The sequence below is a fragment of the Streptomyces sp. NPDC100445 genome, from assembly GCF_044759735.1.
GTDB lineage: Bacteria > Actinomycetota > Actinomycetes > Streptomycetales > Streptomycetaceae > Streptomyces.
Genome location: NZ_JBIVZV010000013.1, coordinates 178,447 through 202,997, shown reverse-complemented (window position 1 = coordinate 202,997; position 24,551 = coordinate 178,447). Strand labels below are relative to the sequence as shown.

The window sequence follows — 24,551 nt, the reverse complement described above, 5'->3', positions numbered from 1 at the left end:
GCGTTAAGCGAATCAAGTCGTGCGCATCTTATGCACATGCAAGCAAACTTGACCAGAGTCTGGCTGGTGCGAGGCTGTGACGTCGCGGTGACGCGGGAACCCGCCCTACCCGACACACTGGTTGGCGGGACGCGTACGACCGGAGCGCGGCGCCTGGGGAGTGAGGGGCAACCGATGGCTCGAGTCAGCTTCGAGAAGAAGCGGGCGCTTCAGCCCGTGGCGCACCCGGCGGCGGTGTCCGTCCAGGTGTTCGGCACGGGGGAGGCGGCGGTGGACGGGGCCCCGGTCCTGGCGGCCCCGGGCGAGGAGATCCAGCAGGCCGTCCTGAACCACCTCCAGCGCCTGGCCATCAGCGTCGGCGCCCCCATACGCGCCATGATCCGCGACGACCGGGCGGGCTGCGTGGTGCCCCTGGAGGTCGCCACGGACGGGTCCAGCCGGGTGACGGGGGAGCCGGCCCGGGTGCAGGCCCCGGCGGGAACGGGCGCGGGCACACCGGCGCGCACCACCACCGCCGTACGCGCGGAGGCGGCCACCACCACCGCCCCCGCGGCCCCCGCGAGGACCGCGCGAGCCGCCGGCTCCTCCGCCGCCGTGCCTGCGGAGGCGGTCCTCGGGGTGTCGCGGGAGGCCGTCGTCCCCGCCGTCGTCCACACCCCGGCCCGTGGGTTCGACGCCGTCGCCGAGGAGGTGCTCGGCGACGGGCCGCTGACCGAGACCGCCGAGGGCGCGGAGCTGCTCACCGAGCCGATGACCCGCATCAACGAGGCCGTACGGGCGGGCCGGATCGACACCGCCGCGGAACTGGCCGACCGCACGCTCGCCGAGGCCACCGCCGTGCTCGGCGTCCACCACGCCGAGGTGCTGCACCTGCGCGAACTGTCCGCCTACATCGCCTACCTGGCGGGCGACCCGGTCCGTGCCTTCCGGCTGTCCCTGGAACTCGCCCGGCTGCGCCGCCTGGCCGGCGACGGGGAGGCAGCCTACGGCAACGTCCGGAGCGCGGCGACCGCCTGGCGCGCGGTGCGCGACCCCGAGGAGGGCCTCCGGCTGGGCCGCGACCTGATCGACCTGTGGACGGACCTCACCACCGAGCCGGGCCCCGCCGCCGACGAGCCGGGCCCCCTGGAGTCCGCCCGCGCCCGCATGGTCCGGCTGTCCGACCGGGCGGCCCGCGCCGCCCGTCCGTGACCCCGGTGCCGCGCCGCCGGGCGGCCGTCCGGACGGGAGGGACCGCTCAGAGGTCGGCCGGCGCCGACGCCGGGGCCGGGGCGGCGGGCGGGACACCGGACGGGCCGGCGGGCGCGGCACCGGCCGGTGCCGGCACGGCGAACCGGGCCGTCCGCCGCGCGGTGCGCAGCGCGTCACCCGTGAGCAGGACCAGCGCCAGCCAGACCAGCGCGAACCCGGCCCACCGCTCGGCCGGCATGGCCTCGTGGAAGTACAGGATGCCGAGCAGGAACTGGAAGACGGGGGCCAGGTACTGCAACAGGCCCAGCGTCGACAGGGGCACCCGGATCGCCGCCGCGCCGAAGCAGACCAGGGGGAGCGCGGTGACGACGCCGGTCGAGGCGAGCAGCGCGGCGTGACCCGTGCCCCCGGTCACGAAGGTGCATTCGCCGCGCGCGATCAGCCACAGCAGGTAGCCGAGCGCCGGGACGAACAGGACCGCGGTCTCCGCGGCCAGCGACTCGACGCCGCCCAGGCCGACCTTCTTCTTCACCAGCCCGTAGGTGGCGAAGGAGAAGGCGAGGCAGAGGGAGATCCACGGCGGACGGCCGTAGCCGACGGTCAGCACGACGACGGCGGCCAGACCGACCCCCACCGCCGCCCACTGCACGGGCCGCAGCCGTTCCTTGAGGAGGAGCACGCCTATCGCGATGGTGACCAGCGGGTTGATGAAGTAGCCGAGCGAGGCCTCCACGACGTGGCCGGCGTTGACCGCCCAGATGTAGACGCCCCAGTTCACGGTGATGACGGCGGCCGCCACGGTGATGAGGCCGAGCCGGCGGGGGCGGCGCAGCAGCTCGCCGGCCCAGGCCCAGCGGCGGACGAAGAGCAGGGCGACGCCGACGAAGACCAGGGACCACACCATGCGGTGGGCGAGGATCTCCGTGGCCCCGGCCGGTTTGAGCAGGGGCCAGAAGAGGGGCACCAGCCCCCACATCCCGTAGGCGGCGAAGCCGTTCAGCAGGCCTGTGCGGTGCTCACCCTCGGACGTCCCGGCCACGTCCCCTCCTTCCGCCCGCGCACCCGTCGTGCGCGCGCGAGACGAAGGTAGCGCCGCCCACCCCCGGATGTCATGCCCGTATCGCCATACGGTCATGACAGTCCGGGAGGTGGTGGGGACGGCCCCCGTCAGTTCCCGAGGGCGGCGGTGACGGCCGCGGCGAGCGGGGTGGCCGGCCGGCCGATGAGCCGGGACAGGTCGCCGGAGGAGACGACCAGTTCGCCCTTCTCGATCGAGGCGTCCACCCCGGCCAGGACCGCGGCCAGCGGCGCGGGCAGCCCGGCACCGGTCAGGATGCCGGTGAGCGCCTCGACGGTGACCGGGGTGTAGCCGATCTCCCGGCCGGTCTGCCGGCTCAGCTCGGCCGCGTACTCGGCGAAGCTCCACGCCTCGTCGCCGCCCAGCTCGTACGTCGTGTTCTCGTGTCCCTCGCCGGTCAGCACCGCGACCGCGGCGGCGGCGTAGTCGGCGCGGGCGGCCGAGGAGACCCGGCCGTCACCGGCGGCGGCGACGACCGCCCCGTGCTCCAGGACCGGGGCCAGGTGCTCGGTGTAGTTCTCGTGGTACCAGCCGTTGCGCAGCAGGGTGTAGGGCAGGCCGGAGGCGAGCAGCGTCTCCTCGGTGGCCCGGTGGTCGTCGGCCAGCGCGGCCGTCAGGGTGCCCGGGGCGCTGGTGTAGGCGAGCAGCGCGACCCCGGCGGCCCGAGCGGCGTCGATGACCACGCGGTGCTGGCCCGCCCGGCCCTTGTCGAACTCGTTGCCCGAGATCAGCAGCACCTTGTCACCCGGGGCGAACAGGCCGTCGAAGGTCTCGGGCGCGTTGTAGTCGGCGACGACCGGGCGCACGCCCCGGGCCGCGAGGTCGGCGCCCTTCGCCCGGTCGCGCACGACGGCGGTGATCTGTTCGGCGGGCACCTTCTCCAGGAGCTGCTCGATGACGTGACGGCCGAGGTGGCCGGTGGCTCCGGTGACGACGATGCTCATGGTGCGCACTCCTACGGGTCTTCAGGGTCTTTCGGGGTTCTCGTATGCCGCTGTGACACTCACCGTAGGGGCGGCGCTAACGAAAGGAAAGTACACACTTTGAAGTAAGGTACTGGCATGACAGTGAGCAAGCGGGCCGTCGACGCCGAGGCGCTCTGCCCCCACCGGCTCGTCCTGGAACACGTCACCAGCCGCTGGGGCGTCCTCGTCCTCGTCGCCCTGCTCGAGCGGCCGCACCGCTTCAGCGAGCTGCGCCGCAGGCTCGGCCGGGACGGCGGCCGCGAGGTCAGCGAGAAGATGCTCGCCCAGACCCTGCGGACCCTGGAACGCGACGGCGTGGTGCACCGCGACGCGAGGCCGGTCATCCCGCCCCGCGTCGACTACTCGCTCACCGGCCTCGGCCGCGAGGCGGCGGAACAGGTGCGCGCCCTCGCCGGGTGGACGCGGGACCGCATGGACGAGGTGGAACGCGCCCGCCGCGCCTACGACGAACGCCACCGCACGGACGACGAGGCCCGGGGCACGTAGCCCCGGGCCTCGTGAACCGGCGGACCGCCGGGTCCAGCAGGTCAGCCGACGACCGTCCAGGTGTCGCCGCCGGCCAGCAGCGCGGCGAGGTCGCCCTTGCCGTGCTGTTCGACGGCCGTGTCGAGCTGGTCGGCCATCTGGGTGTCGTACACCGGCCGTTCGACCGAGCGGAACACGCCGATCGGAGTGTGGTGCAGGGTGTCCGGGTCGGCCAGCCGGGACAGGGCGAACGCGGTGGTCGGGGAGGCCGCGTGGGCGTCGTGGACGAGGATGTCCGCCTCGTTCTCCGCGGTCACGGCGACCACCCTCAGGTCCCCGGTGGCCCGGTCCCGTACGACACCCTGGGCCCCGTCCGCGCCGAAGCGGATCGGCTGCCCGTGCTCCAGCCGGATCAGCGCGTCCTCGGCCCGCTGCTTGTCCTTCAGGGCGTCGAAGGCGCCGTCGTTGAAGATGTTGCAGTTCTGGTAGATCTCGATCAGCGCGGTGCCCGGATGGGCGGCGGCCTGCCGGAGGACCTCCGTCAGGTGCTTGCGGTCGGAGTCGATCGTGCGGGCCACGAACGACGCCTCGGCGCCGACGGCGAGGGAGACGGGGTTGAAGGGCGCGTCGAGCGAGCCCATCGGCGTCGACTTGGTGACCTTGCCGACCTCGGAGGTCGGCGAGTACTGGCCCTTGGTCAGCCCGTAGATCCGGTTGTTGAACAGCAGGATCTTCAGGTTGACGTTGCGGCGCAGGGCGTGGATCAGGTGGTTGCCGCCGATGGACAGCGCGTCGCCGTCACCGGTGACGACCCACACCGACAGGTCCCGGCGGGAGGCGGCCAAGCCGGTCGCGATGGCGGGGGCGCGGCCGTGGATGGAGTGCATCCCGTAGGTGTTCATGTAGTACGGGAAGCGGGAGGAACAGCCGATGCCGGAGACGAAGACGATGTTCTCGCGCGCCAGGCCCAGCTCCGGCATGAAGCCCTGCACGGCGGCGAGGATCGCGTAGTCACCGCAGCCCGGGCACCAGCGCACCTCCTGGTCCGACTTGAAGTCCTTCATCGACTGCTTGGCCTCGGCCCGGGGGACCAGGTGCAGCAGCCCGTGGGCGGCGTCAGTCATCGATGGCCTCCTTCAGTGCCGCGGCGAGCTGCTCCGCCTTGAACGGCATGCCGTTGACCTGGTTGTAGGAGTGGGCGTCGACCAGGTATCTGGCCCGGACGAGAGTGGCGAGCTGACCGAGGTTCATCTCGGGGATCACCACCTTGTCGTAGCTCTTCAGCACCGTGCCGAGGTTGCGGGGGAAGGGGTTGAGGTGGCGCAGATGGGCCTGCGCGATCGGCTCGCCGGCCGTCCGCAGCCGCCGTACCGCCGCCGTGATCGGCCCGTAGGTGGAACCCCAGCCGAGGACCAGGGTCCGGGCGCCGTGCGGGTCGTCGACCTCCACGTCGGGGACGTCGATGCGGTCGATCTTCGCCTGCCGGGTGCGGACCATGAAGTCGTGGTTGGCGGGGTCGTAGGAGATGTTGCCCGTGCCGTCCTGCTTCTCGATGCCGCCGATCCGGTGCTCCAGGCCCGGAGTTCCCGGCACCGCCCAGGGCCGGGCCAGGGTCCGCGGGTCCCGCTTGTAGGGCCAGAAGACCTCCGTGCCGTCCTCCAGCGTGTGGTTGGGGCCGGAGGCGAACCGCACCCGCAGGTCGGGCAGCTCGTCCACCTCGGGGATGCGCCACGGCTCGGAGCCGTTGGCCAGGTAGCCGTCCGACAGGAGCATCACCGGCGTGCGGTACGTCAGCGCGATCCGGGCCGCCTCCACGGCGGCGTCGAAACAGTCCGCCGGGGTCCTCGGCGCGACCACCGGCACCGGCGCCTCGCCGTTGCGGCCGTACATCGCCTGGAGCAGGTCGGCCTGCTCGGTCTTGGTCGGCAGGCCCGTCGACGGACCACCGCGCTGGATGTCGACGACCAGCAGCGGCAGTTCCAGCGAGACCGCGAGACCGATCGTCTCCGACTTCAGTGCCACACCCGGCCCCGACGTCGTCGTCACCGCCAGTGAACCGCCGAACGCCGCGCCCAGCGCCGCGCCGATGCCCGCGATCTCGTCCTCGGCCTGGAAGGTGCGCACGCCGAAATTCTTGTGCCGGCTCAGCTCGTGCAGGATGTCCGAGGCCGGCGTGATCGGGTACGACCCCAGGAACAGCGGCAGGTCCGCCTGGCGCGAGGCGGTGATCAGCCCGTAGGCCAGGGCCAGGTTCCCGGAGATGTTCCGGTAGGTGCCGACCGGGAAGGCCCGGGAGGCCGGCGCGACCTCGTAGGAGACCGCGAAGTCCTCCGTCGTCTCGCCGAAGTTCCAGCCGGCCCGGAACGCGGCGATGTTGGCGGCGGCGATGTCCGGCTTCTTCGCGAACTTGCTGCGCAGGAACGCCTCGGTGCCCTCGGTGGGCCGGTGGTACATCCAGCTCAGCAGGCCCAGCGCGAACATGTTCTTGCTGCGCTCGGCCTCCTTGCGGGAGAGGTCGAACTCCTTCAGCGCCTCGACCGTGAGCGTGGTCAGCGGCACCGGATGGAGGCTGTAGCCGTCGAGCGAGCCGTCCTCCAGCGGAGAGCCGGCGTACCCGACCTTCTGGAGGGCCCGCTTGGTGAACTCGTCGGTGTTGACGATGATCTCGGCGCCGCGCGGCAGGTCGCCGATGTTGGCTTTCAGCGCGGCCGGGTTCATCGCGACCAGGACGTTCGGCGCGTCACCGGGGGTGAGGATGTCGTGGTCGGCGAAGTGCAGCTGGAAGGACGAGACACCCGGCAGGGTGCCGGCGGGGGCACGGATCTCGGCGGGGAAGTTCGGCAGGGTGGAGAGGTCGTTGCCGAAGGTGGCGGTCTCGGAGGTGAACCGGTCGCCGGTGAGCTGCATGCCGTCACCCGAGTCCCCCGCGAACCGGATGATGACCCGGTCGAGGCGCCGCACGTCCTTGGCGCCGCCCCGTCTGCGCTGTTCTCCCACGACCGATCCGTCGTCGGCCTGCTCCGCTGGGCTGCTGACCTGGCTGGTCACTGAACTGGACCTCCTTCGAGGCGGCTGTCCGGGGCACGGTCGTCCCACGGACCATCCCGGATCAACCCTACGTCGGTTAGGGCAGCCTTCCCGAGGTCTTCCGCGGATCGGACGACATTTCGAGACGGCCTGTCACGCTGGGTCACATCATGTCCCGCACCACCGGACCGCCGGCCGCGGCGCTCCCCGCGCGTCCGCGGTTCTCCGCCGGGCCCCTCGCCCGGCCGCGCGGCTCCCGAACCGGGACGCCGTCCGGCCGCGCGTTCCCGGGCAGCGCGCCGGGCCTCGGTCCGGCCCCTCCCGCCGGACGTCCGCCCCCAACGGAAGCCGGGCGGACTGACGGCACGCTGACGCCGCGCTGACGGCGGACGCCACGGCGACGGGGCCGGGCCCTCGGCTCAGGAGTTCAGATAGGTGAGAACGGCCAGAACCCGACGGTGGTCCCCGACGCTCGGAGCCAGACCGAGCTTCAGGAAGATGTTGCTGACGTGCTTCTCCACGGCCCCATCACTGACCACCAGCTGCCGGGCGATCGCCGAGTTCGTCCGCCCCTCCGCCATCAGCCCGAGCACCTCCCGCTCCCGCGGGGTCAGCCCCACCAGCACGTCCTGCTTGCGGCTGCGGCCCAGCAGCTGCGCGACCACCTCCGGGTCCAGCGCCGTGCCGCCCTCCGCGACCCGCACCACCGCGTCCACGAACTCCCGTACGTCCGCCACCCGGTCCTTCAGCAGATAGCCCACCCCACGGCTGGATCCGGCCAGCAGCTCGGTGGCGTACCGCTCCTCCACGTACTGCGACAGCACCAGCACCCCGAGATCAGGGTGCAGCCGGCGCAGCAGTACCGCCGCCCGCACCCCCTCGTCGGTGTGCGTCGGCGGCATCCGTACGTCGGCCACCACCACGTCCGGCAGCTGCCCCCGCTCGTCCAGCGCGGAGATGGTCTTCACCAGCGCGTCCGCGTCCCCGACACCGGCCACCACCTCGTGCCCGCGGTCGGTCAGCAACCGGGTCAGGCCCTCTCTGAGCAGCACCGAGTCCTCGGCGATGACCACGCGCACCCTGTCCTCCACGATCCTTCGGCCCCCCACACCCCGGTCCGGCGCCCACGCCCGCCGCGGTGATCGGCGGTGACGTGCGTCCGTGACGTCCTAGGAGGTCCAGCATTCCAGCATTCCCGCCGGACCGCCCCCGTCCTCGCCGAACACCGGGGCGGCGCCGGCGGTCACGGCCGCCAGGGCAGTTCCGCGATCACCCGGGTGGGGCCGCCCGCCGGGGAGTCGACGACCAGGACGCCGTCCACCGCGTCCAGGCGCGCCGCCAGCCCCGCCAGTCCCGAACCGCCGGCCGGCCCGGCACCGCCCACGCCGTCGTCCGTCACCTGCACCATCAGCCGGTCCTCCGCCCGCCATACGTCGACGGAGGCGGTCCGCGCCCGGCTGTGCTTGCTGACGTTCTGGAGCAGCTCCGAGACGGTGAAGTAGGCGATGCCCTCGATGGCCGCCGCCGGCCGGGCCGGCAGCTCGACGTCCACCGTCACCGGGACCGTGCAGCGGGAGGCGACCGAGGAGAGGGCCGCGTCCAGACCGCGGTCGGTGAGCACGGCCGGGTGGATGCCCCGGGCCAGGTCCCGCAGCTCCTGGAGCGCCGTCTTCACCTCGCCGTGCGCCTCCTCCACCATCCGCGCCGCCGCCTGCGGGTCCTCCCGCAGCTTCTCCTTCGCCAGCCCCAGGTCCATCGCCAGTCCCACCAGCCGCGCCTGGGCGCCGTCGTGCAGGTCCCGCTCGATGCGCCGCAGGTCCGCCGCCGCCGTGTCGACCACCGTCCCGCGGTCCGACTCCAGCTCCACCACCCGCGCCGACAGCGGCGACGGCCCGAGCAGCCCGCGCACCAGCAGCCCGTCCACCGTCGTCAGCGCCCGGACGAGCCACGGCGTCACCAGCGTGAACACCAGCCCGACCAGCGCGGTCACCGTGATCTCGAACGGGTTGTCGAGGTAGATGCGGTGATGGGCGTCGCCGTACAGCTGGAGACCGCCCTGGCCGGCGTAGGCCGGGAACGCCCAGAACCACAGCGGGTACGTCACCAGCGCCCAGCCGAGCGTCCAGAACGTCACCGCCACCGAGAAGGTGAACACCGCCCACGGCAGCTGCACCAGCGCGTACAGCGCGTTCCGCCAGGAGGTGCCGCTCTTGAGCACAGCCCCCACCCAGGCCGCCACCCCCGGCTTGCGCACCCGCAGCGGCTCCGGGCCGGCCACGTCCAGACCGAGCAGCGCGCGCGCCCGCGTCCGCTCCAGCACGGCGAAGCCCCGGCAGCCCGCGAGCGCCGCCGCCAGCACCGGGATGCCGAGGAAGGTGACCAGCAGGCCCGCGCCGACCGCCACCGTCGTCACCGTCCAGGTGAACAGCATCACGGACACCGGCAGGCTCAGCAGCACATAGCCCAGCTCACGCCAGGTACGCCCCTCGACGGGCGCCCGCAGCGCGGCGGGCAGCCGGTGACCGCCACCGGTCCGGCGCTCCCGCCCGTACCCCTGTCCGTACTCCCGCCCGTACTCCGTGGCCATGAATGCCGTCCCGTTCTCCTCGTCCGAGCGGCACTTCAGCCGCACCACCAGAGTCACCCACCGCACACCCGGCGGACCATGCCGTCAGTCGGCCTCTCGACCGGGGGGTTTTCCCCACCCCCGCCGTCAGCCCACCGACGCCCGTGGTGGTCCCTGCCGCTCCGGCACCTACGGGGTCCACGGGTACCTGGACGTGTGGGGGGCGTCGGGTGGGGCCGGCGCAGGCCGAGGCCGGTCCGAGCTCGCGTGGACGGGGGCGGCCTTCGCCGATGCGCGGAGGCGTACGGGTGGGCCGCGCACGCGCGTCGGCCCCCAGGGGCCGGGGTGTCGCCGGCGGCAGCCGCGGGCGACGCGCGTGGCCTTCGCTGTGGCCCGGCGGGGTCCACGCGTACCTGGACGTGCGGGGGGACATGGGGTGGGCTGGCGCAGGCCGAGGCTGGCGCACGCTCGCTTGCATGGGGGCCGGCCTTCGCCGACGCGGCGGCATCCGGGCCGGCCGCGCAGGCGCGTTGTCCCCACGGGCCGGGGTTCTTCGTCCCCGACGGGCGACGCAGGCGCCGCGCGTGGCCGTCGCCATGGCCCGGCGGGTTCCGCCGCGTGCCGGGCCGTGCGGGGGGCATCGGGTGGGGCCGGCGCAGGCCGAGGCGGCCCCGCGATCGGGTGCATGGGGCCGGCCTTCGCCGATACGTGTAGGCGTACGGCCGGCCGCGCACGGCGCGTCCTCGCCGGGGCGCCGGGACCGGTCAGGCCGTCGCGGACCTTACGCGCGCGTGGCCGTCGCCGTGGCCCGGCGGGTCCCCGGGCGCCTGGACGCGCGAGGAACCGTCGGGCGGGCAGGTGCAGGTCGGGGCCGGTCCGCGCCGCGGGTGGACGTGGGGCGGGGCGGGGTGGTCCCGGGCGGTGGCGCCGGCACGGGCCCGTGTGCGGGGGGAGCCGCCCGGCGCCCGGCCGGTCACTCGTGCCGGTCCCGCCAGGGAAGTTCCGCGGTGATGACCGTCGGGCCGCCGGGCGGGGAGTCGACGACGAACAGGCCGTCCACCGCGCCGAGCCGGTCCGCCAGGCCCCGCATGCCGCTGCCGGCGTCCAGCCGGGCGCCGCCCGCGCCGTCGTCACGGACCTGGACCAGCAGCCGGTCGTCGGCCCGCCACACGTCGACGGAGGCGGTCCGGGCCCGGCTGTGCTTGCTGATGTTCTGGAGCAGCTCCGAGACGGTGAAGTAGGCGATGCCCTCGATGGCGGCCGCGGGACGGCCCACCAGGTCCACCGTCACCTTCACCGGGACCGTGCAGCGGGTGGCGACCGAGGACAGGGCCGCGTCCAGACCGCGGTCGGTGAGCACGGCCGGGTGGATGCCCCGGGCCAGGTCGCGCAGCTCCTGGAGGGCCAGCTTCACCTCGCCGTGCGCCTCCGCCACCATCGAGGCCGCCGTGTCCGGGTCCTCCAGCAGCTTCTCCTTCGCCAGGCCGAGCCCCATGGCCAGGTTGACCAGCCGCGCCTGGGCACCGTCGTGCAGGTCCCGCTCGATGCGCCGCAGGTCGGCCGCCGCCGTGTCGACGACAGTCCCGCGACCGGACTCCAGTTCGGCGATCCGGCGCTCCAACTCGTCCGACGGCGACAGCAGTCCGCGCACCATCACCCGGTCGATGTCGGTGAGGAATCGCGCCAGGTACGGCAGCACCGGCCACAACACGAACAGCGAGACGAGCACGGTGCAGAAGGTGACGATGCCCCAGGGCAGCCGGATCGCGTCGTAGAGCAGCGTCCGCCAGCCCACCGGGTCCTTCAGCGCCAGCCACAGCCGCTGCACCGGCCCCCCGCCCCGGGACAGCGGCAGCGGTGTCGGCTCCTCCACCCGTACCCCGAGCAGTCTCCGGGCCCGGGCCCGCTCCAGCTTGCCCAGTTGCCGGGCGCCGAGCAGGCTCAGTGCCAGCAACGGGAGGCCGATCACGGTGACGGTGAGGGCGCTGCCGGCCACCAGCACCGTGATCGCGTACGCGAACCCGAACACCGCCACCGGCAGGTTCAGCAGGAGGTACGCGATCTCCTTCCAGGTCTGCGCCTCGTAGGCGGGCCGGGGCCGGGGCGGACGGTCGAGGCCGTCGCGCCGGTCACGCGGGTCGGTGCCGTCGGTCCGGCCGACGGCGGGGCTGGGAGCGGTCATGGTGGCCAGCCTGCCGTGCGGGCCGCCGCTCACGCCATGCGGTACGCCGCCCTCCGCCGCCGGGGGAAATCCCCACCCCCACCGCCTCCGGCCGTCCCAGGCCGTGACGGGCTGCTTACCGTGTCTTTATCAGGGCCTAGACTCCCGTGCGTACAGATCCTCGAATCATGTCGCGCCACAGGATTCACTCAGGTCACGAGGTCACGAGGTCAGGGAGCGAGGGACGGACGTGCGGGAGACGTTGGGGGACTCGACGGCCGCCGCGGCGCACGTCGTCGCGGCCGGCTACTTCCGGTCCTACTCGGTGGTCGGACTGCTCGCCCTCGTCGGCGTGCTGTTCGTCGCGGTCGCCTTCGGGGCGGGCCGCCTGCTGCGCCCGGTGGTGCCGACACCGGAGAAACTGCTCACCTACGAGTGCGGCGTCGACCCCGTCGGCGAGGGCTGGGCCCACACCCAGGTCCGCTACTACGTCTACGCCTTCCTCTACGTGATCTTCGCGGTCGACTCGGTCTTCCTGTTCCCCTGGGCGACGGTCTTCGCCGCCCCCGGCTACGGCGCGACGACCCTCGTGGAGATGTTCGTCTTCCTCGGCTTCCTCGCCGTGGGCCTGCTGTACGCATACAAGAAGGGCGTCCTGACATGGACGTGAACCCGACCGTCCCGGAACCCGTGCCGCTGCCCGAGCCGAAGCGGCTCGGCTCGCTCGCCCGGCTCGCCCCCGAACCGATGAAGGTCGTCCTGAACTGGGGCCGCCGCTACTCGCTCTGGGTGTTCAACTTCGGCCTCGCCTGCTGCGCGATCGAGTTCATCGCCGCGTCGATGGCCCGCCACGACTTCATCCGCCTCGGTGTCATCCCCTTCGCGCCGGGCCCCCGCCAGGCCGACCTGATGGTCGTCTCCGGCACGGTCACGGACAAGATGGCCCCCGCCGTCAAGCGCCTGTACGAGCAGATGCCCGAGCCGAAGTACGTCATCTCCTTCGGCGCCTGCTCCAACTGCGGCGGCCCCTACTGGGACTCCTACTCCGTCACCAAGGGCGTCGACCAGATCATCCCCGTGGACGTCTACGTCCCCGGCTGCCCGCCCCGCCCCGAGGCGCTGCTCCAGGGCATCCTCAAGCTCCAGGAGAAGATCGCCCGCGAGTCGCTGGGGGAGCGGTACGGCACCGGGTCCGCCCGGCCGTCGGCCACCGCCCTCCAGAGCGACCTGGTGCGGCCCCCGGCCCCGGCCGCCGAGGGGGACACCGCATGAGCACGTCCGGCTGGCTGCCCGCCCCCGTCACGGAACTCTTCGGCCCGGACGCCACCGCCGAGGAGTCGTACGACCTCCTCACCGTCGACGTGCCGCCCTCCTCCTGGCTCATCGCCCTGGAGACGGCCCGTACGGCGCTGTCGTGCACCTACTTCGACTGGCTCAGCGCGGTCGACGAACCCGGCACCGGCTTCCGCGTCGCCGCCCACGTCGTCGCCCTGGCCCCGGTCCGCCGTCTCCTCGTGCGCACCACGGTCCCGCACGACGCACCCGCCCTCCCCTCCGCGATCGGCGTCTACGCGGGCGCCGCCTGGCACGAGCGCGAGACCCACGAGATGTTCGGGGTCGTCTTCGAGGGCCACCCCGGCCTCGACCACCTGCTGCTCCCCGAGAACTTCGAGGGCCACCCGCTCCGCAAGGACTTCGTGCTCGCCGCCCGCGTCGCCAAGGCCTGGCCCGGCGCGAAGGAACCCGGCGAGTCCGACCACGGCGGTCCCAAACGGCGCCAGATGCTGCCCCCGGGCGTCCCCGACCCGAACGAGTGGGGCCCCCTCAAGGGCCAGCTCCCCCCTGCCCCGGCGCGTCCGGCCCGCGCGGCGGGCCGCCCGGCGGAGCGCCCGGCCCGCGCCGCCGGCGAACGCCCGCCCCGGCGCACCCGTTCGGCGTCGGAGGGATCGGCCAGCCAGGCCGAACAGGTGACGAGGCCCGAAGAGTCGGCGCCGGCGCGGGCGGCACGGGCCGGGGACGCGGCGACGCGCAAGGAGGCCGCTGCCCAGGGCGACGCCACCCGGGCGGCAGCGCGGACCCCGGCGGAAGGACCGGCCGACGAAGCCTCGGTGGCCTACGAGCCCGGCCCGTCACCCTCTCCGTCGCCGTCACCCCCGGCCCCACCGTCGCCGCCGTCCGCACGGCCGCGCCGCGCCCGCAGCGCCTCGGAGGGCTCGGCGACGCAGCGTGCCCAGGCCCCGGGACCAGCACGCCCGGAGCCGACCCCGCCCCCGGCGGAACCGGACCCCGCGGCCCGCCCCGCCGCCGCCCCGCGCAGCGCGGACGCGCCCTGGCACCACGCCCGCCCGGCGTTCGACGAGCCCGCACAGACCACCGAACCCGACCACACCCCGGACCCGCAGCCGCAGCCGGACCCGGAGCGGAAACCGGACCCGCAGCCGCAGCCGACCCCGGAGGAGAAGCCGGACCCGCAGCCGCAGCCGACCCCGGAGCGCAATCCGGAGCCGCCCGCCGACAAGCCCCGAGACCCCGCGGACCCCGAGAGCCCCGCCACCCGCGGCACCCCCGACGACCCGCACACCCCCGACCACCCCACAGGAGGCCCGCAGTGACCGGCGCGTCGGACGTCGCCCTGCGACTTCTGGTCGTCTTCGTCGTCTTCCTCACCTTCCCCCTGATCATCGGCCAGACCGAGCACAAGGTGATGGCCCACATGCAGGGCCGCCTGGGACCCATGTACGCGGGCGGCTTCCACGGCTGGGCCCAGCTGATCGCCGACGGCGTGAAGTTCGCGCAGAAGGAGGACGTGGTCCCGGCGGGTGCCGACCGCCGCGTCTTCCAGCTCGCCCCCGCAGTGGCCCTGCTGCCGTACCTCCTCGTGCTGGTCGCCGTCCCGATCGGTCCGGGCGAGGGCGCCGTCGGCCAGGTCGTGGACGCGGGCGTCTTCTTCGTGCTCGCGGTGATGGGCGTCGGCGTGCTCGGCTCGCTGATGGCGGGCTGGGCCAGCGCGAACAAATTCTCCCTGCTCGGCGGCCTGCGCACCGCCGCCCAGTTGCTCGCCTACGAACTGCCGATGCTGCTGGCGGCGGCCTCGGTCACGATGGCGGCCGGCACCGTCTCGCTGCCGGGCATCCTGGACGCCTTCCACTGGTGGTGGGTGCCCTGGCAGATCGTCGGCGCGGTCGTCTTCTTCGTCGCCGGGCTCGCCGAACTCCAGCGCCCGCCGTTCGACATGCCCGTCGCCGACTCGGAGATCATCTTCGGCGCGTACACCGAGTACACCGGCCTGCGCTTCGCCCTGTTCCTGCTCGCCGAGTACGCCGGCATCGTCGTCCTGTGCGCCCTGACCACCGTCCTCTTCCTGGGCGGCTGGCACGGCCCCTGGGACGCCGACGGCCTCGGCTGGGTCTGGACCCTGCTGAAGACCGCGCTCCTCGCCTTCGTGGTCATCTGGCTCCGCGTCACCTACCCGCGGCTGCGCGAGGACCAGCTCCAGAAGCTCTCCTGGACCCTCCTCGTCCCCCTGTCCCTCGCCCAGATCGCCCTCACCGGCGTCGTCAAGGTGGTGATCGGCTAACCATGGCCCCCATCCCCGGCTCCGGCCTCGCCAAGGGCCTGGCCGTCACCCTGCGCACGATGACCAGGAAGACGGTCACCGAGCAGTACCCGGACGTCCTCCCCGAGCTGCCGCCCCGCACCCGCGGAGTGATCGGACTGTTCGAGGAGAACTGCACGGTCTGCATGCTGTGCGCCCGCGAGTGCCCGGACTGGTGCATCTACATCGACTCCCACAAGGAGACGGTCCCGCCGGCCGCCCCCGGGGGCCGTGAGCGCAGCCGCAACGTCCTCGACCGGTTCGCGATCGACTTCGCCCTGTGCATGTACTGCGGCATCTGCATCGAGGTGTGTCCGTTCGACGCGCTGTTCTGGTCCCCGGAGTTCGAGTACGCCGAGACCGACATCCGCGAGCTCACCCACGAGCGCGACAAGCTCCGCGAGTGGATGTGGACCGTCCCGGCCCCACCCGCCCTGGACCCCGGCGCCGAGGAGCCCAAGGAGATCGCCGCCGCCCGCAAGACCGCAGAGAAGCTGGCCGCCGCGCAGGACGAGCCGCGGGAACCGCGAGGGAGCGCGTCGTGAACCACGCACCTGCCCTCGACCTCGCCGCCGCCCAGCACGGCTTCCTCTCCCCGACCGGTGTCGAGATCGCCTTCCTGCTCGTCGGGCTGGTCACCCTCGGCGCCGCGTTCGTCACCGTCACCACCCGGCAGCTGGTGCACGCCGCCCTGTGGCTGGTGGTCGCGCTCGGTGGCCTCGCCGTGGAGTACCTGCTGCTCACCGCCGAGTTCATCGCCTGGGTGCAGGTCCTCATCTACGTCGGTTCCGTCGTCGTCCTCCTCCTGTTCGGCCTCATGCTCACCAGAGCCCCCATCGGCCCCTCCCCGGACGCCGACTCCGGCAACCGCTGGGCGGCCCTGGCCGTCGCGGTCGCCGCCGCCGTCGCCCTGGTGTGGGTCGTCGTGGACGCCTTCCGCGCCACCTGGATCGACCTGGACGGCCCCGCCGCCGGAACCACCCGGGTCACCGGCACCAGTCTGTTCCGCCACTGGGTGCTGCCCTTCGAGGCCCTGTCCGTGCTGCTCCTCGCGGCCCTGGTCGGCGCGATCGTCCTCTCCCGCAAGGCGGCCCCGCACGACACCGCCGCCCCCGCGATCACCGGTGACGGAACCGCCGCCCCCGCCGCGGCCACCGGTGACGGAACCGCCGTGACCACCGGGACCGGAACCGCCCCCGGGAAGGAAGGCGCCCGCTGATGCACCTCGCCTACCCCGCCGTGCTGTCCGCCCTCCTCTTCTGCACCGGCCTCTACGGCGTCCTCGCCCGCCGCAACGCGATCCTGGTCCTGATGTCGGTCGAGCTGATGCTCAACGCCGTCAACCTCAACCTGGTCGCCTTCGACGTCTGGCTCAGCCGGACCGCGCGGGACACCCTGCACTCCGGCCAGGCGCTGACCCTGTTCACCATCGCCGTCGCCGCCGCGGAGATCGGCATCGGCCTGGCGATCGTGCTGGCCGTGTACCGCAACCGCGGCACCTCCGACATCGACAAGCTCCGCGACACCGCCGAGGGCCCCGGCACGGAAGGCCCCGACAGCGGCGGCCCCGGCGGCCCGGCGGTCGAGAAGGCTGAGGCCACCGCGTGACCACCACCACCCTCGCCGCCCTCGTCCCCCTCCTGCCGTTCCTGGGTGCCGCGGCCGGCCTGCTGCTCGGCCGCGCCGCCCCCGGCTTCGTCCGCCCGCTCGCGGTGCTGCCGCCGCTGGCGTCCCTCGTGCTGGCCGCGCTGGTCGCCGTGCGCCAGGGCGGCGGGCCGGCCGTCGACTCGCACACCGAACTGACGCCCACCGGGTCCGTCCCCATCGAGCTGGGCCTGCACATCGACGGCTTCGCCGCGCTCGTCGCCGTCCTGGTCGCCTTCGTCGCGGCCTGCGTGCAGACGTACTCGACGGGCTACCTGCGCGACGACCCGCGCTACCCCTCGTACGCCGCTCTCGTCTCCCTGTTCACCTCCGCGATGCTCGTGGTCGTCTACTCCGGTGACCTCATCGTGCTGCTGGTCGGCTGGGAGGTCATGGGCATCTGCTCCTACTTCCTGGTGGGCCACTACTGGGAGACCCCCGAGGCCCGCGCCGCCTCCCTGAAGGCCTTCCTGGTCACCAAGCTCGGTGACGTGCCGTTCCTGATCGGCCTGTTCGCGCTGGCCACCGACGCCGGATCGTTCCGCGTCACCCGGGTCCTCACCACCGTCGCGAGCGGCGGCCTCCACCACCCGACGGTGATCGCGCTGCTGCTGCTCGCCGGCGTGGCGGGCAAGTCGGCGCAGTTCCCGCTGCACACCTGGCTCCCGGACGCCATGGCGGGCCCGACACCCGTCTCGGCACTGATCCACGCCGCGACGATGGTCGCCGCCGGCGTCTACTTCGTCGCCCGTCTCCTCCCCGTCTTCGAGGCCTCACGGGCCGCGATGGTCGTCCTCGCCGTCATGGCCGCCGTGACGATGGCCGGCTCCGGTCTCGCCGCGCTCGCCCAGGACGACATCAAGCGCGTCCTCGCCTACTCCACGATGGGCCAGCTCGGCTACATGACCGGTGCCCTCGCCGTCGGCGAGCGCGGTGCCGCCGTCTTCCACCTCCTCGCGCACGGCGCCTTCAAGGCGCTGCTGTTCCTCGCCGCGGGCGTGATCATCCACGCCGCCGGCACCAACTCGCTCGCCGCCATGTCCCGCATGCACGGCCTGCGCGACCGCGTCCCGGACGCCTACTGGACGATGACCGTGGCGCTGCTCGCGCTCGCCGCGATCCCGCCCTTCAGCGGCTTCTTCTCCAAGGAGTCCGTCCTCGGCGCCGCCGAGCACGTGACGAGCGGCCACACCGGGGCCGTCCCGGCCGCCGCGGGCTGGATCGTCCTCGTCGCCGGCCTGCTCACCGCCCTGCTGACCGCGGCCTACGCCACCCGGCTGTGGCTGCTGGCCTTCCGCGGCCGGGGCGCCGAGGCACCCGACCACGGCCGCCAGCCCCTGACGATGACCGTCGTGCTCTGGGTCCTCGCGGTCCCCTCCCTCACCTTCGGCGGGCTCGCCTACCGGGCCCTGCCCGACTGGTTCGACGGCCGCGACCTGACCCCGACGCTCCTCACCTCCGTCCTCGGCACCGGCCTCGCCGTCGTCGGCGGACTGCTCACCTACGGCGCCTGGCAGCGCACCGCCGCGCTCGCCGCCCGCACCCCGATGGGCGCCGTCGCCGCCCACCCCGGGGGCGACGCCGGACAGGTCGAGGCCGAGGCCATCGCCACCCACGAACCGGCCTACGGCGACATCGCCCGGGCCTGCGACCCGGCCGACCCCGGGCGGCTGCTGCTCGGCCCGCTGCACCGGCACGCGGCCGACGGCTTCCACCTGGACGCCGTGTACACGGCGCTGTTCGTCCGACCGGTGCAGGCGGGGGCGCGGCTCGTCCGCTTCCTCGACCGCGAGGTCGTCGACACCTACGTACGCGGCGCCGCCGCCCTGCCCCGGCTGCTCGGCACCGCCGTACGGCGAGCCCAGACGGGCAATGTGCAGACCTATGTGAGCGCGCTGCTCGCCGGCACCGTCGTCCTGACGGTCGCCGTCCTCCTCGTCGCCTCGGGAGCGTGAGCAGGCGTGATCGATATCAGCGAGTCCGTGATGCAGTTCCTTCTGGCGTTCGTCGTCGCCGGCCCGCTCCTCGGCGCCGTCGCCGCCCTCCTCCCCGCCCCGCCCGGACTGAAGGGGAAGTCACCCGAGCAGGCCGTGCTCCGGCACGGCGTGACCGTCACCGGCGTGATCCTCATCGCCGCGGTCGTCCTCGCCCTCGGCTTCGACCACGACCACCCGTCGAAGATGCAGGCCACGACCGACATCAGCTGGATCCCCGCACTCGACGTGCGGATCCACCTCGGCACCGACGGCATCTCCCTCCCCCTCCTGGTCCTGACCGCGCTGCTGACCTTCCTCTGCGCGCTGTACTCCTACGCCAAGCCCCCCTCGGGCCCGTCCCCGAAGGCGTACGTCGCGCTGCTGCTCCTGCTCGAGTCCGGCACCCTGCTGACCTTCGCCGCCCTCGACCTGCTGCTGTTCTTCCTCGCGTTCGAGACGGTGCTCATCCCGATGTACTTCCTCATCGCCCGCTGGGGCGGCGAGGGCCGGACCCGAGCCGCGTGGAAGTTCATCCTGTTCACGCTGCTCGGCTCCGTGGTCATGCTGCTCGGCCTGCTCCTGATCGGCGTCAAGGCGGGCACGTTCGACATGGTGGCACTCGCCACTGACAACGGCCGGTCGCTGACCGCGTCCGTGCAGGTCATCGCCGTTCTGGCGATCGGGATCGGGCTCGCGGTGAAGACGCCGATGTGGCCGCTGCACAGCTGGCTGCCCGACGCCCACACCGCCGCGCCCACCGTCGGCTCCGTCCTGCTGGCCGGCGTCCTGCTGAAGATGGGCACGTACGGTTTCGTCCGGATCCTCCTGCCGGTGGCGCCGCACGGCTTCCACACCTTCGCGCCCTACCTCGCCGCGCTCGCCGTCGTCGGGATCATCTACGGTTCCCTGGCCTGCCTGGCTCTCGCCCGGCGGGGCGCGCGCGGCGACCTCAAGCGCCTCATCGCCTACTCCTCCGTCGGCCACATGGGCTTCGTCCTGCTCGGCATCGCCACCATGACCCCGACCGGGGTGAACGGCGCCCTGTTCGCCAACATCGCCCACGGCCTCATCACCGGCCTGCTGTTCTTCCTGGTCGGCGGCCTGAAGGAGCGGACCGGCACCACCGACCTCGACACCCTCGCCGAGGGCACCGGCGGCGCCCTCTACGGCAGGGCACCGCGCCTGGGCGGCCTGCTGGCCTTCGGCGCGGTCGCCTCCCTCGGCCTGCCCGGCCTCGCCGGGTTCTGGGGCGAGATGCTCGCCCTGTTCGGGTCGTTCCGGCCCGCCGCCGGCCTCAGCCGGCCGGCCTTCCTCACCTTCATGGCGATCGGCGCGTTCGGCACCCTGCTCACCGCCGCCTACATGCTGATCGTGGTCCGCCGCGTCTGCATGGGCGGCGCCGAGCGGGAGGTCCCGCCCCTCGCCGACGTCCACGGGTACGAGTTCGCAGCCTGGACCCCGCTCGTCACCCTCACCGTCGTCGCCGGACTGTGGCCGAGGGCCCTGCTCGGCCTCACCGACCCGGCCGTGCAGCAGCTCCTCGCAGGAGGCACCCGATGAGCGCCCTGGCCCTGCCGCTCGCCCAGTCGGCGGTCCAGTCCGTCGACTGGCTCGCCGTCGCCCCGCCCGTCGTCACCGCGGCCGTCGCCCTCGTCGTCCTCGTCGCCGACCTGTTCCTTCCCGAGCCCCGCAAGGCCGTCCTCGGCTGGCTCTCCGTCGCCGGGCTCGCCGCGGCGGCCCTGCTGCTCCTGCCCCTCCTGGACGGCGACCGCGGCACCTTCTGCACGGACGGCCCGGCGCGCGCGTGCAGTTACACCGCCGACCGCTTCACCCTCGTCATCCAGTTCCTCGTCCTCGGCGGCGCCCTGCTCGCGGCCCTGCTCTCCGTCACCCACCTGGACGACGAACGCCGCCGCGTCCCGCCCGGCGAGTTCTGGTTCCTGCTGCTGTCCTCCGCCGCCGGCGCCGCCCTGCTGCCCGCCTCCCGCGACCTGGCCACCCTGATCGTCGCCCTGGAGGTCGCCTCCCTGCCCGCCTTCGCCCTCGTCGGCATCCGGCACGGCGACAAGCGGTCCTCCGAGGCCGCCCTGAAGTTCTTCCTCTCCTCGGTCACCGCCACCGCGGTCAGCCTGATGGGCGTCAGCTTCGTCTACGCCTCCACCGGCACCCTCTACCTCACCCGGATCGCCCAACGCCTGCCGCACGTCGACGGGCAGCTGCACACCCTCGCCCAGACCGGTGTCGTCCTCACCCTCGTCGGCTTCGCCTTCAAGACGGCCGCCGTGCCCTTCCACTTCTGGGTGCCCGACACCTACGTGGGCGCCCCGCTGCCCGTCGCCGCCTACCTCTCGGTCGTCGGCAAGGCGGTCGGCTTCTCCGGCCTCATCCTCGTCACCGTCGTCGCGTTCCCGTCGTACGCCGACGTCTGGGGACCCGCGCTCGCCGCCCTGGCCGCCCTCACCATGACCGTCGGCAACGTCGCCGCCCTGCGCCAGCGGGCCACGCGCGCGTACAGCGCCGTACGGCTGCTCGCCTGGTCCTCCGTCGGCCAGGCCGGCTACCTCCTGGTGCCGATCGCCGCCGCCGGACACACCCACGACCCCGGGAAGGCCATCGGCTCCACGGTCGCGTACGCCCTGATGTACGCCGCCGTGAACCTCGGCGCCTTCGCCGTGGCCGCCCTGGTGGGCCGCGACCGCGCGCTGAACCGGATCAGCGACTACCGGGGCCTGTACGCCACCAACCCGCTCACCGCGCTGCTCCTGGCGTTCTTCCTGCTGTGCCTGGCCGGGCTGCCACCGGGGATCATCGGCCTGTTCGCCAAGGTGACCGTCTTCTCGGCGGCCGTCGACGCCGGCCTCGGCTGGCTCGCCGTCGTCATGGCAGTCAACGTCGTCATCGCCCTCTTCTACTACCTGAAGTGGACGGCCCTGCTGTTCCGCGCCCCCGACGGCGAGCCCGTCCGGCACCGCGTCCCGGCCCCCCTCACGGCCGCCATCGCCCTCACCGGAGTCCTCGGCGTCGCCCTGTCCGGAGCGCCACAGCTGGTCCTCCGGTTCGCCGCCACCGGGCTGTTCTGAGGAGTCACCACGCGCGCGCGGGGCACTCGTGCCGCCCCGCGCGCGCGTCGGCCGTACCGGTCCGCCACCCGTACGGCCGACGCGCGCCACCGTACGCACCGGGGAACTCGCGACAGCCGCCTGGCGTTGTCACCAGCGGGAGGGTCCACTGGATCAGAGTGTTCCCCAGCTGCACGACTTGGAGGGCGCACCGTGCACCGCCGGCACAACGGGCTCAGGACCGCCGTACTCCTCGGGGGACTGTCCGCACTCATCATCGTCATCGGCAGCTTCTTCGGACGCGCCGGACTGATCGTCGCGGTCGTCGTCGCCCTGGGGACCAACGCGTACGCGTACTGGAACAGCGACAAGCTGGCCCTCCGCGCGATGCGTGCCCGCCCGGTCAGCGAGTTCGAGGCCCCGGCGCTGTACCGCATGGTCCGCGAGCTGTCCACGCAGGCCCGCCAGCCCATGCCCCGGCTGTACATCTCACCGACGGAGGCGCCCAACGCCTTCGCGACCGGCCGCAACCCGCGCAACGCGGCGGTGTGCTGCACCGACGGCATCCTGCGCCTGCTGGACGAGCGCGAACTGCGCGGCGTCATCGGTCACGAGCTGAGCCACGTCTACAACCGCGACATCCTCATCTCCTCGGTCGCCGGCGCCCTCGCCTCGGTGATCATGTTCCTGGTCAACTTCGCCTGGCTGATCCCGGTCGGCCGGTCGGACGACGACGACGGCCCCGGCCTGTTCGGCATGCTGCTGATCATGATCCTCGGCCCACTCGCCGCCACCCTCATCCAGCTGGCCGTCAGCCGCTCCAGGGAGTACGAGGCGGACGCCTCGGGCGCCCAGCTGACCGGTGACCCGCTCGCCCTCGCCGGAGCCCTGCGCAAGCTGGAGACCGGCACCCAGCAGCTTCCGCTGCCCCCCGAGCCCCGGATCGAGACGGCGAGCCACATGATGATCGCCAACCCCTTCCGGCCGGGTCAGGGGCTGTCCAAGATGTTCTCCACGCATCCCCCGATGGCGGAGCGCATCGCCCGCCTCGAGAAGTTGGCAGGCCGCCGGTGAAAACCATCCTGAACGTCATCTGGCTCGTGCTCAGCGGTTTCTGGCTGTTCCTCGGCTACGTGCTCGCCGGTGTCCTGCTGTGCGTCACGGTCATCGGCATCCCCTTCGGCGTCGCCGCGTTCCGCATCGGCGTCTACGCCCTCTGGCCGTTCGGGTACACCACGGTGGAGCGCCGCGACGCGGGCGCCCCCTCCTGCGTCGGCAACGCCCTGTGGCTGGTCCTGGCCGGCTGGTGGCTGGCGCTCGCCCACATCGTCACCGGCATCGCCCTGTGCGTCACCGTCATCGGCATCCCGTTCGGCATCGCCAACTTCAAGCTGATCCCGGTCTCCCTGCTGCCGCTGGGCCGCGACATCGTCCGTACGGACGAGCCGTTCGCGTCCCGCTGACCGCACCGGCTCCGCACCTCCACGGCGCCCCGCGCGCGTCCCACGACGTGTCGCGCGCCGCACCCCCCCCCGCCCACGGCAACCGCCGGGCTCTGCGCGGCGTCCTCTCCACCGACAGGGCAGGAACACGCGCGCGACGCACAGCGGTTCCCAGGGCGTACCGAGGGACCGGACAGCGCGGACACAGCGCGGAAGGGCAGGTTCACGGCATGGGCATCATCAGCTGGATCATCCTCGGACTGCTGGCCGGAGCCATCGCCAAGGTCTTGCTGCCGGGCCGCGACCCCGGCGGCTTCATCGGCACGACCCTCATCGGCGTCGCGGGCGCCTTCATCGGCGGCTGGATCTCCGCGCGCTGGCTCGACCACCCGATCAGCAAGCACTTCTACGACGGCGCGACCTGGGCGGCGGCCATCGGCGGCTCCCTGGTCCTGCTGATCGTCTACCGCGTGCTGTTCGGCAACTCACGGGACTGAGCGGGTACGACGGCACGAGAGCACGGAAGGGGGGGGGCCGCCCGCGCCCCCCCCCCCCGGGCGGGGGCGGGGCCGCACCCCGGCGTGTACGAGAAGGGGCGCGGCGGAGAAGTGGATGGCCAGGGCACGCGCGCTCTACGGGGGGGGGTGGTGTGGGGGGGCCCGTGGGCGGGTTTTGGGGACCCGGGGGGGGGTGCGCAACCCCCGGGGTGGGGGGGGGGGGCCCGCCCCGCGCCCGGGGGGGGGGGGGCCCCGCCGCCCCCCCCCCTTCGCTTCCGGGTCCGTCCGAACTACCGGTAGTTCACGAACTGGAGCGCGAAGTCGAAGTCCTTGCCCTTCAGCAGGGAGATCACGGTCTGGAGGTCGTCGCGGCTCTTGGAGCTGACGCGCAGCTCGTCCCCCTGGACCTGGGCCTTCACGCCCTTCGGACCCTCGTCACGGATGATCTTCGCCACCTTCTTGGCGTTGTCCTGGGAGATGCCCTCCTCGATCGACGCGAAGATCTTGTACTCCTTGCCGGACAGCTGCGGCTCGCCCGCGTCCAGCGACTTCAGGGAGATCCCGCGCTTGACCAGCTTGGACTGGAAGACATCGAGGACGGCCTTCACCCGGTCCTCGGAGTTGGCCTCCATGAGGATCTTGTCGCCGGACCACGAGATCGAGGCGCCCACGCCCTTGAAGTCGTAGCGCTGCGAGATCTCCTTGGCGGCCTGGTTGAGGGCGTTGTCGACCTCCTGCCGCTCGACCTTCGAGACGATGTCGAAACTGGAGTCGGCCATGTCCTGTGGCTCCTTGTATCGGGGTGCGTATCGGATGCGTGCCGGCGTACGCGGCGGCGACCGCCGGGCCCGGCGGGCACCGGGC

The 24,551-nt window shown here is 73.2% G+C and carries 23 protein-coding genes; 15 read left to right on the top strand and 8 right to left on the bottom strand.

Annotated features, from left to right (window positions below; genetic code table 11):
- The first annotated feature begins 174 nt into the window (after positions 1-174).
- Positions 175-1,191, top strand: coding sequence for a hypothetical protein (locus ACIQVT_RS28305; RefSeq protein WP_403759952.1), 1,017 nt, complete (start codon positions 175-177; stop codon positions 1,189-1,191).
- A 46-nt stretch (positions 1,192-1,237) separates the two neighbouring features.
- On the opposite strand, the gene rarD is transcribed toward ACIQVT_RS28305, so the two are convergent.
- Together rarD and ACIQVT_RS28295 are read right to left on the bottom strand one after the other, a co-directional pair.
- The gene (rarD, locus tag ACIQVT_RS28300) at positions 1,238-2,230 is read right to left on the bottom strand and encodes an EamA family transporter RarD (protein WP_403759949.1); all 993 of its coding nucleotides are present in this window, start codon (positions 2,228-2,230) and stop codon (positions 1,238-1,240) included.
- 128 nt (positions 2,231-2,358) lie between these two features.
- A complete protein-coding gene (locus ACIQVT_RS28295) occupies positions 2,359-3,213 on the bottom strand; it encodes an SDR family oxidoreductase (protein ID WP_403759946.1) in 855 nt (284 codons plus the stop codon).
- Between the two features lie 117 nt (positions 3,214-3,330).
- Between ACIQVT_RS28295 and ACIQVT_RS28290 the strand changes: the two genes are divergently transcribed.
- Positions 3,331-3,741 (top strand): winged helix-turn-helix transcriptional regulator, encoded by a 411-nt coding sequence (locus ACIQVT_RS28290; protein WP_403759941.1) that lies wholly within the window; start codon positions 3,331-3,333, stop codon positions 3,739-3,741.
- A 41-nt stretch (positions 3,742-3,782) separates the two neighbouring features.
- Here the strand turns inward: ACIQVT_RS28290 and ACIQVT_RS28285 are convergent, their stop codons facing one another.
- The 5 genes from ACIQVT_RS28285 to ACIQVT_RS28265 all read right to left on the bottom strand — a co-directional run bounded on the left by ACIQVT_RS28285 (position 3,783) and on the right by ACIQVT_RS28265 (position 11,495).
- Positions 3,783-4,844 (bottom strand): 2-oxoacid:ferredoxin oxidoreductase subunit beta, encoded by a 1,062-nt coding sequence (locus ACIQVT_RS28285; protein ID WP_403759938.1) that lies wholly within the window; start codon positions 4,842-4,844, stop codon positions 3,783-3,785.
- Positions 4,837-6,768: a 2-oxoacid:acceptor oxidoreductase subunit alpha gene (locus tag ACIQVT_RS28280; RefSeq protein ID WP_403759935.1), complete on the bottom strand. Its 1,932-nt coding sequence runs from the start codon at positions 6,766-6,768 to the stop codon at positions 4,837-4,839. The genes ACIQVT_RS28285 and ACIQVT_RS28280 overlap by 8 nt, the downstream gene beginning before the upstream one ends.
- Positions 6,769-7,166: 398 nt before the next feature.
- The gene (locus ACIQVT_RS28275; protein ID WP_403759932.1) at positions 7,167-7,838 is read right to left on the bottom strand and encodes a LuxR C-terminal-related transcriptional regulator; all 672 of its coding nucleotides are present in this window, start codon (positions 7,836-7,838) and stop codon (positions 7,167-7,169) included.
- A gap of 152 nt (positions 7,839-7,990) precedes the next feature.
- A complete protein-coding gene (locus tag ACIQVT_RS28270) occupies positions 7,991-9,334 on the bottom strand; it encodes a sensor histidine kinase (protein ID WP_403760260.1) in 1,344 nt (447 codons plus the stop codon).
- A 952-nt stretch (positions 9,335-10,286) separates the two neighbouring features.
- Positions 10,287-11,495: a sensor histidine kinase gene (locus tag ACIQVT_RS28265; protein ID WP_403759929.1), complete on the bottom strand. Its 1,209-nt coding sequence runs from the start codon at positions 11,493-11,495 to the stop codon at positions 10,287-10,289.
- Between the two features lie 229 nt (positions 11,496-11,724).
- Between ACIQVT_RS28265 and ACIQVT_RS28260 the strand changes: the two genes are divergently transcribed.
- From ACIQVT_RS28260 to ACIQVT_RS28200, 13 genes are all read left to right on the top strand, one after another.
- Entirely contained in the window at positions 11,725-12,144 is a 420-nt protein-coding gene (locus ACIQVT_RS28260) for an NADH-quinone oxidoreductase subunit A (RefSeq protein WP_403759926.1), read from the top strand.
- Complete coding sequence (locus ACIQVT_RS28255; protein WP_403759923.1) at positions 12,135-12,746, top strand: NADH-quinone oxidoreductase subunit B; 612 nt, start codon at positions 12,135-12,137, stop codon at positions 12,744-12,746. Before ACIQVT_RS28260 ends, ACIQVT_RS28255 begins: the two co-directional genes overlap by 10 nt.
- Positions 12,743-14,086 carry an NADH-quinone oxidoreductase subunit C gene (locus ACIQVT_RS28250; protein WP_403759918.1) on the top strand — a complete coding sequence of 448 codons (1,344 nt, stop codon included), beginning with the start codon at positions 12,743-12,745 and terminating at the stop codon, positions 14,084-14,086. The genes ACIQVT_RS28255 and ACIQVT_RS28250 overlap by 4 nt, the downstream gene beginning before the upstream one ends.
- Positions 14,083-15,051, top strand: a complete 969-nt coding sequence (locus tag ACIQVT_RS28245) for an NADH-quinone oxidoreductase subunit H (protein WP_403759915.1) — start codon at positions 14,083-14,085, stop codon at positions 15,049-15,051. The genes ACIQVT_RS28250 and ACIQVT_RS28245 overlap by 4 nt, the downstream gene beginning before the upstream one ends.
- Before the next feature lie 2 nt (positions 15,052-15,053).
- Positions 15,054-15,614: a NuoI/complex I 23 kDa subunit family protein gene (locus ACIQVT_RS28240; protein WP_403759913.1), complete on the top strand. Its 561-nt coding sequence runs from the start codon at positions 15,054-15,056 to the stop codon at positions 15,612-15,614.
- Positions 15,611-16,288 (top strand): NADH-quinone oxidoreductase subunit J, encoded by a 678-nt coding sequence (locus ACIQVT_RS28235; protein WP_403759910.1) that lies wholly within the window; start codon positions 15,611-15,613, stop codon positions 16,286-16,288. Before ACIQVT_RS28240 ends, ACIQVT_RS28235 begins: the two co-directional genes overlap by 4 nt.
- Entirely contained in the window at positions 16,288-16,677 is a 390-nt protein-coding gene (gene nuoK, locus ACIQVT_RS28230; RefSeq protein WP_403759907.1) for an NADH-quinone oxidoreductase subunit NuoK, read from the top strand. The genes ACIQVT_RS28235 and nuoK overlap by 1 nt, the downstream gene beginning before the upstream one ends.
- Positions 16,674-18,668 carry an NADH-quinone oxidoreductase subunit L gene (locus ACIQVT_RS28225; protein WP_403759904.1) on the top strand — a complete coding sequence of 665 codons (1,995 nt, stop codon included), beginning with the start codon at positions 16,674-16,676 and terminating at the stop codon, positions 18,666-18,668. The genes nuoK and ACIQVT_RS28225 overlap by 4 nt, the downstream gene beginning before the upstream one ends.
- 6 nt (positions 18,669-18,674) lie before the next feature.
- The gene (locus tag ACIQVT_RS28220; protein ID WP_403759901.1) at positions 18,675-20,249 is read left to right on the top strand and encodes a NuoM family protein; all 1,575 of its coding nucleotides are present in this window, start codon (positions 18,675-18,677) and stop codon (positions 20,247-20,249) included.
- Positions 20,246-21,769 (top strand): NADH-quinone oxidoreductase subunit N, encoded by a 1,524-nt coding sequence (locus ACIQVT_RS28215; protein WP_403759898.1) that lies wholly within the window; start codon positions 20,246-20,248, stop codon positions 21,767-21,769. Before ACIQVT_RS28220 ends, ACIQVT_RS28215 begins: the two co-directional genes overlap by 4 nt.
- Before the next feature lie 192 nt (positions 21,770-21,961).
- Complete coding sequence (gene htpX / locus ACIQVT_RS28210; protein ID WP_403759895.1) at positions 21,962-22,822, top strand: zinc metalloprotease HtpX; 861 nt, start codon at positions 21,962-21,964, stop codon at positions 22,820-22,822.
- Positions 22,819-23,211: a YccF domain-containing protein gene (locus tag ACIQVT_RS28205; protein ID WP_403759892.1), complete on the top strand. Its 393-nt coding sequence runs from the start codon at positions 22,819-22,821 to the stop codon at positions 23,209-23,211. Before htpX ends, ACIQVT_RS28205 begins: the two co-directional genes overlap by 4 nt.
- Before the next feature lie 209 nt (positions 23,212-23,420).
- Positions 23,421-23,687, top strand: coding sequence for a GlsB/YeaQ/YmgE family stress response membrane protein (locus tag ACIQVT_RS28200; RefSeq protein ID WP_403759889.1), 267 nt, complete (start codon positions 23,421-23,423; stop codon positions 23,685-23,687).
- Positions 23,688-23,977: 290 nt separating this feature from the next.
- Here the strand turns inward: ACIQVT_RS28200 and ACIQVT_RS28195 are convergent, their stop codons facing one another.
- Positions 23,978-24,466, bottom strand: coding sequence for a YajQ family cyclic di-GMP-binding protein (locus ACIQVT_RS28195; protein WP_403759886.1), 489 nt, complete (start codon positions 24,464-24,466; stop codon positions 23,978-23,980).
- Positions 24,467-24,551: the final 85 nt, after the last annotated feature.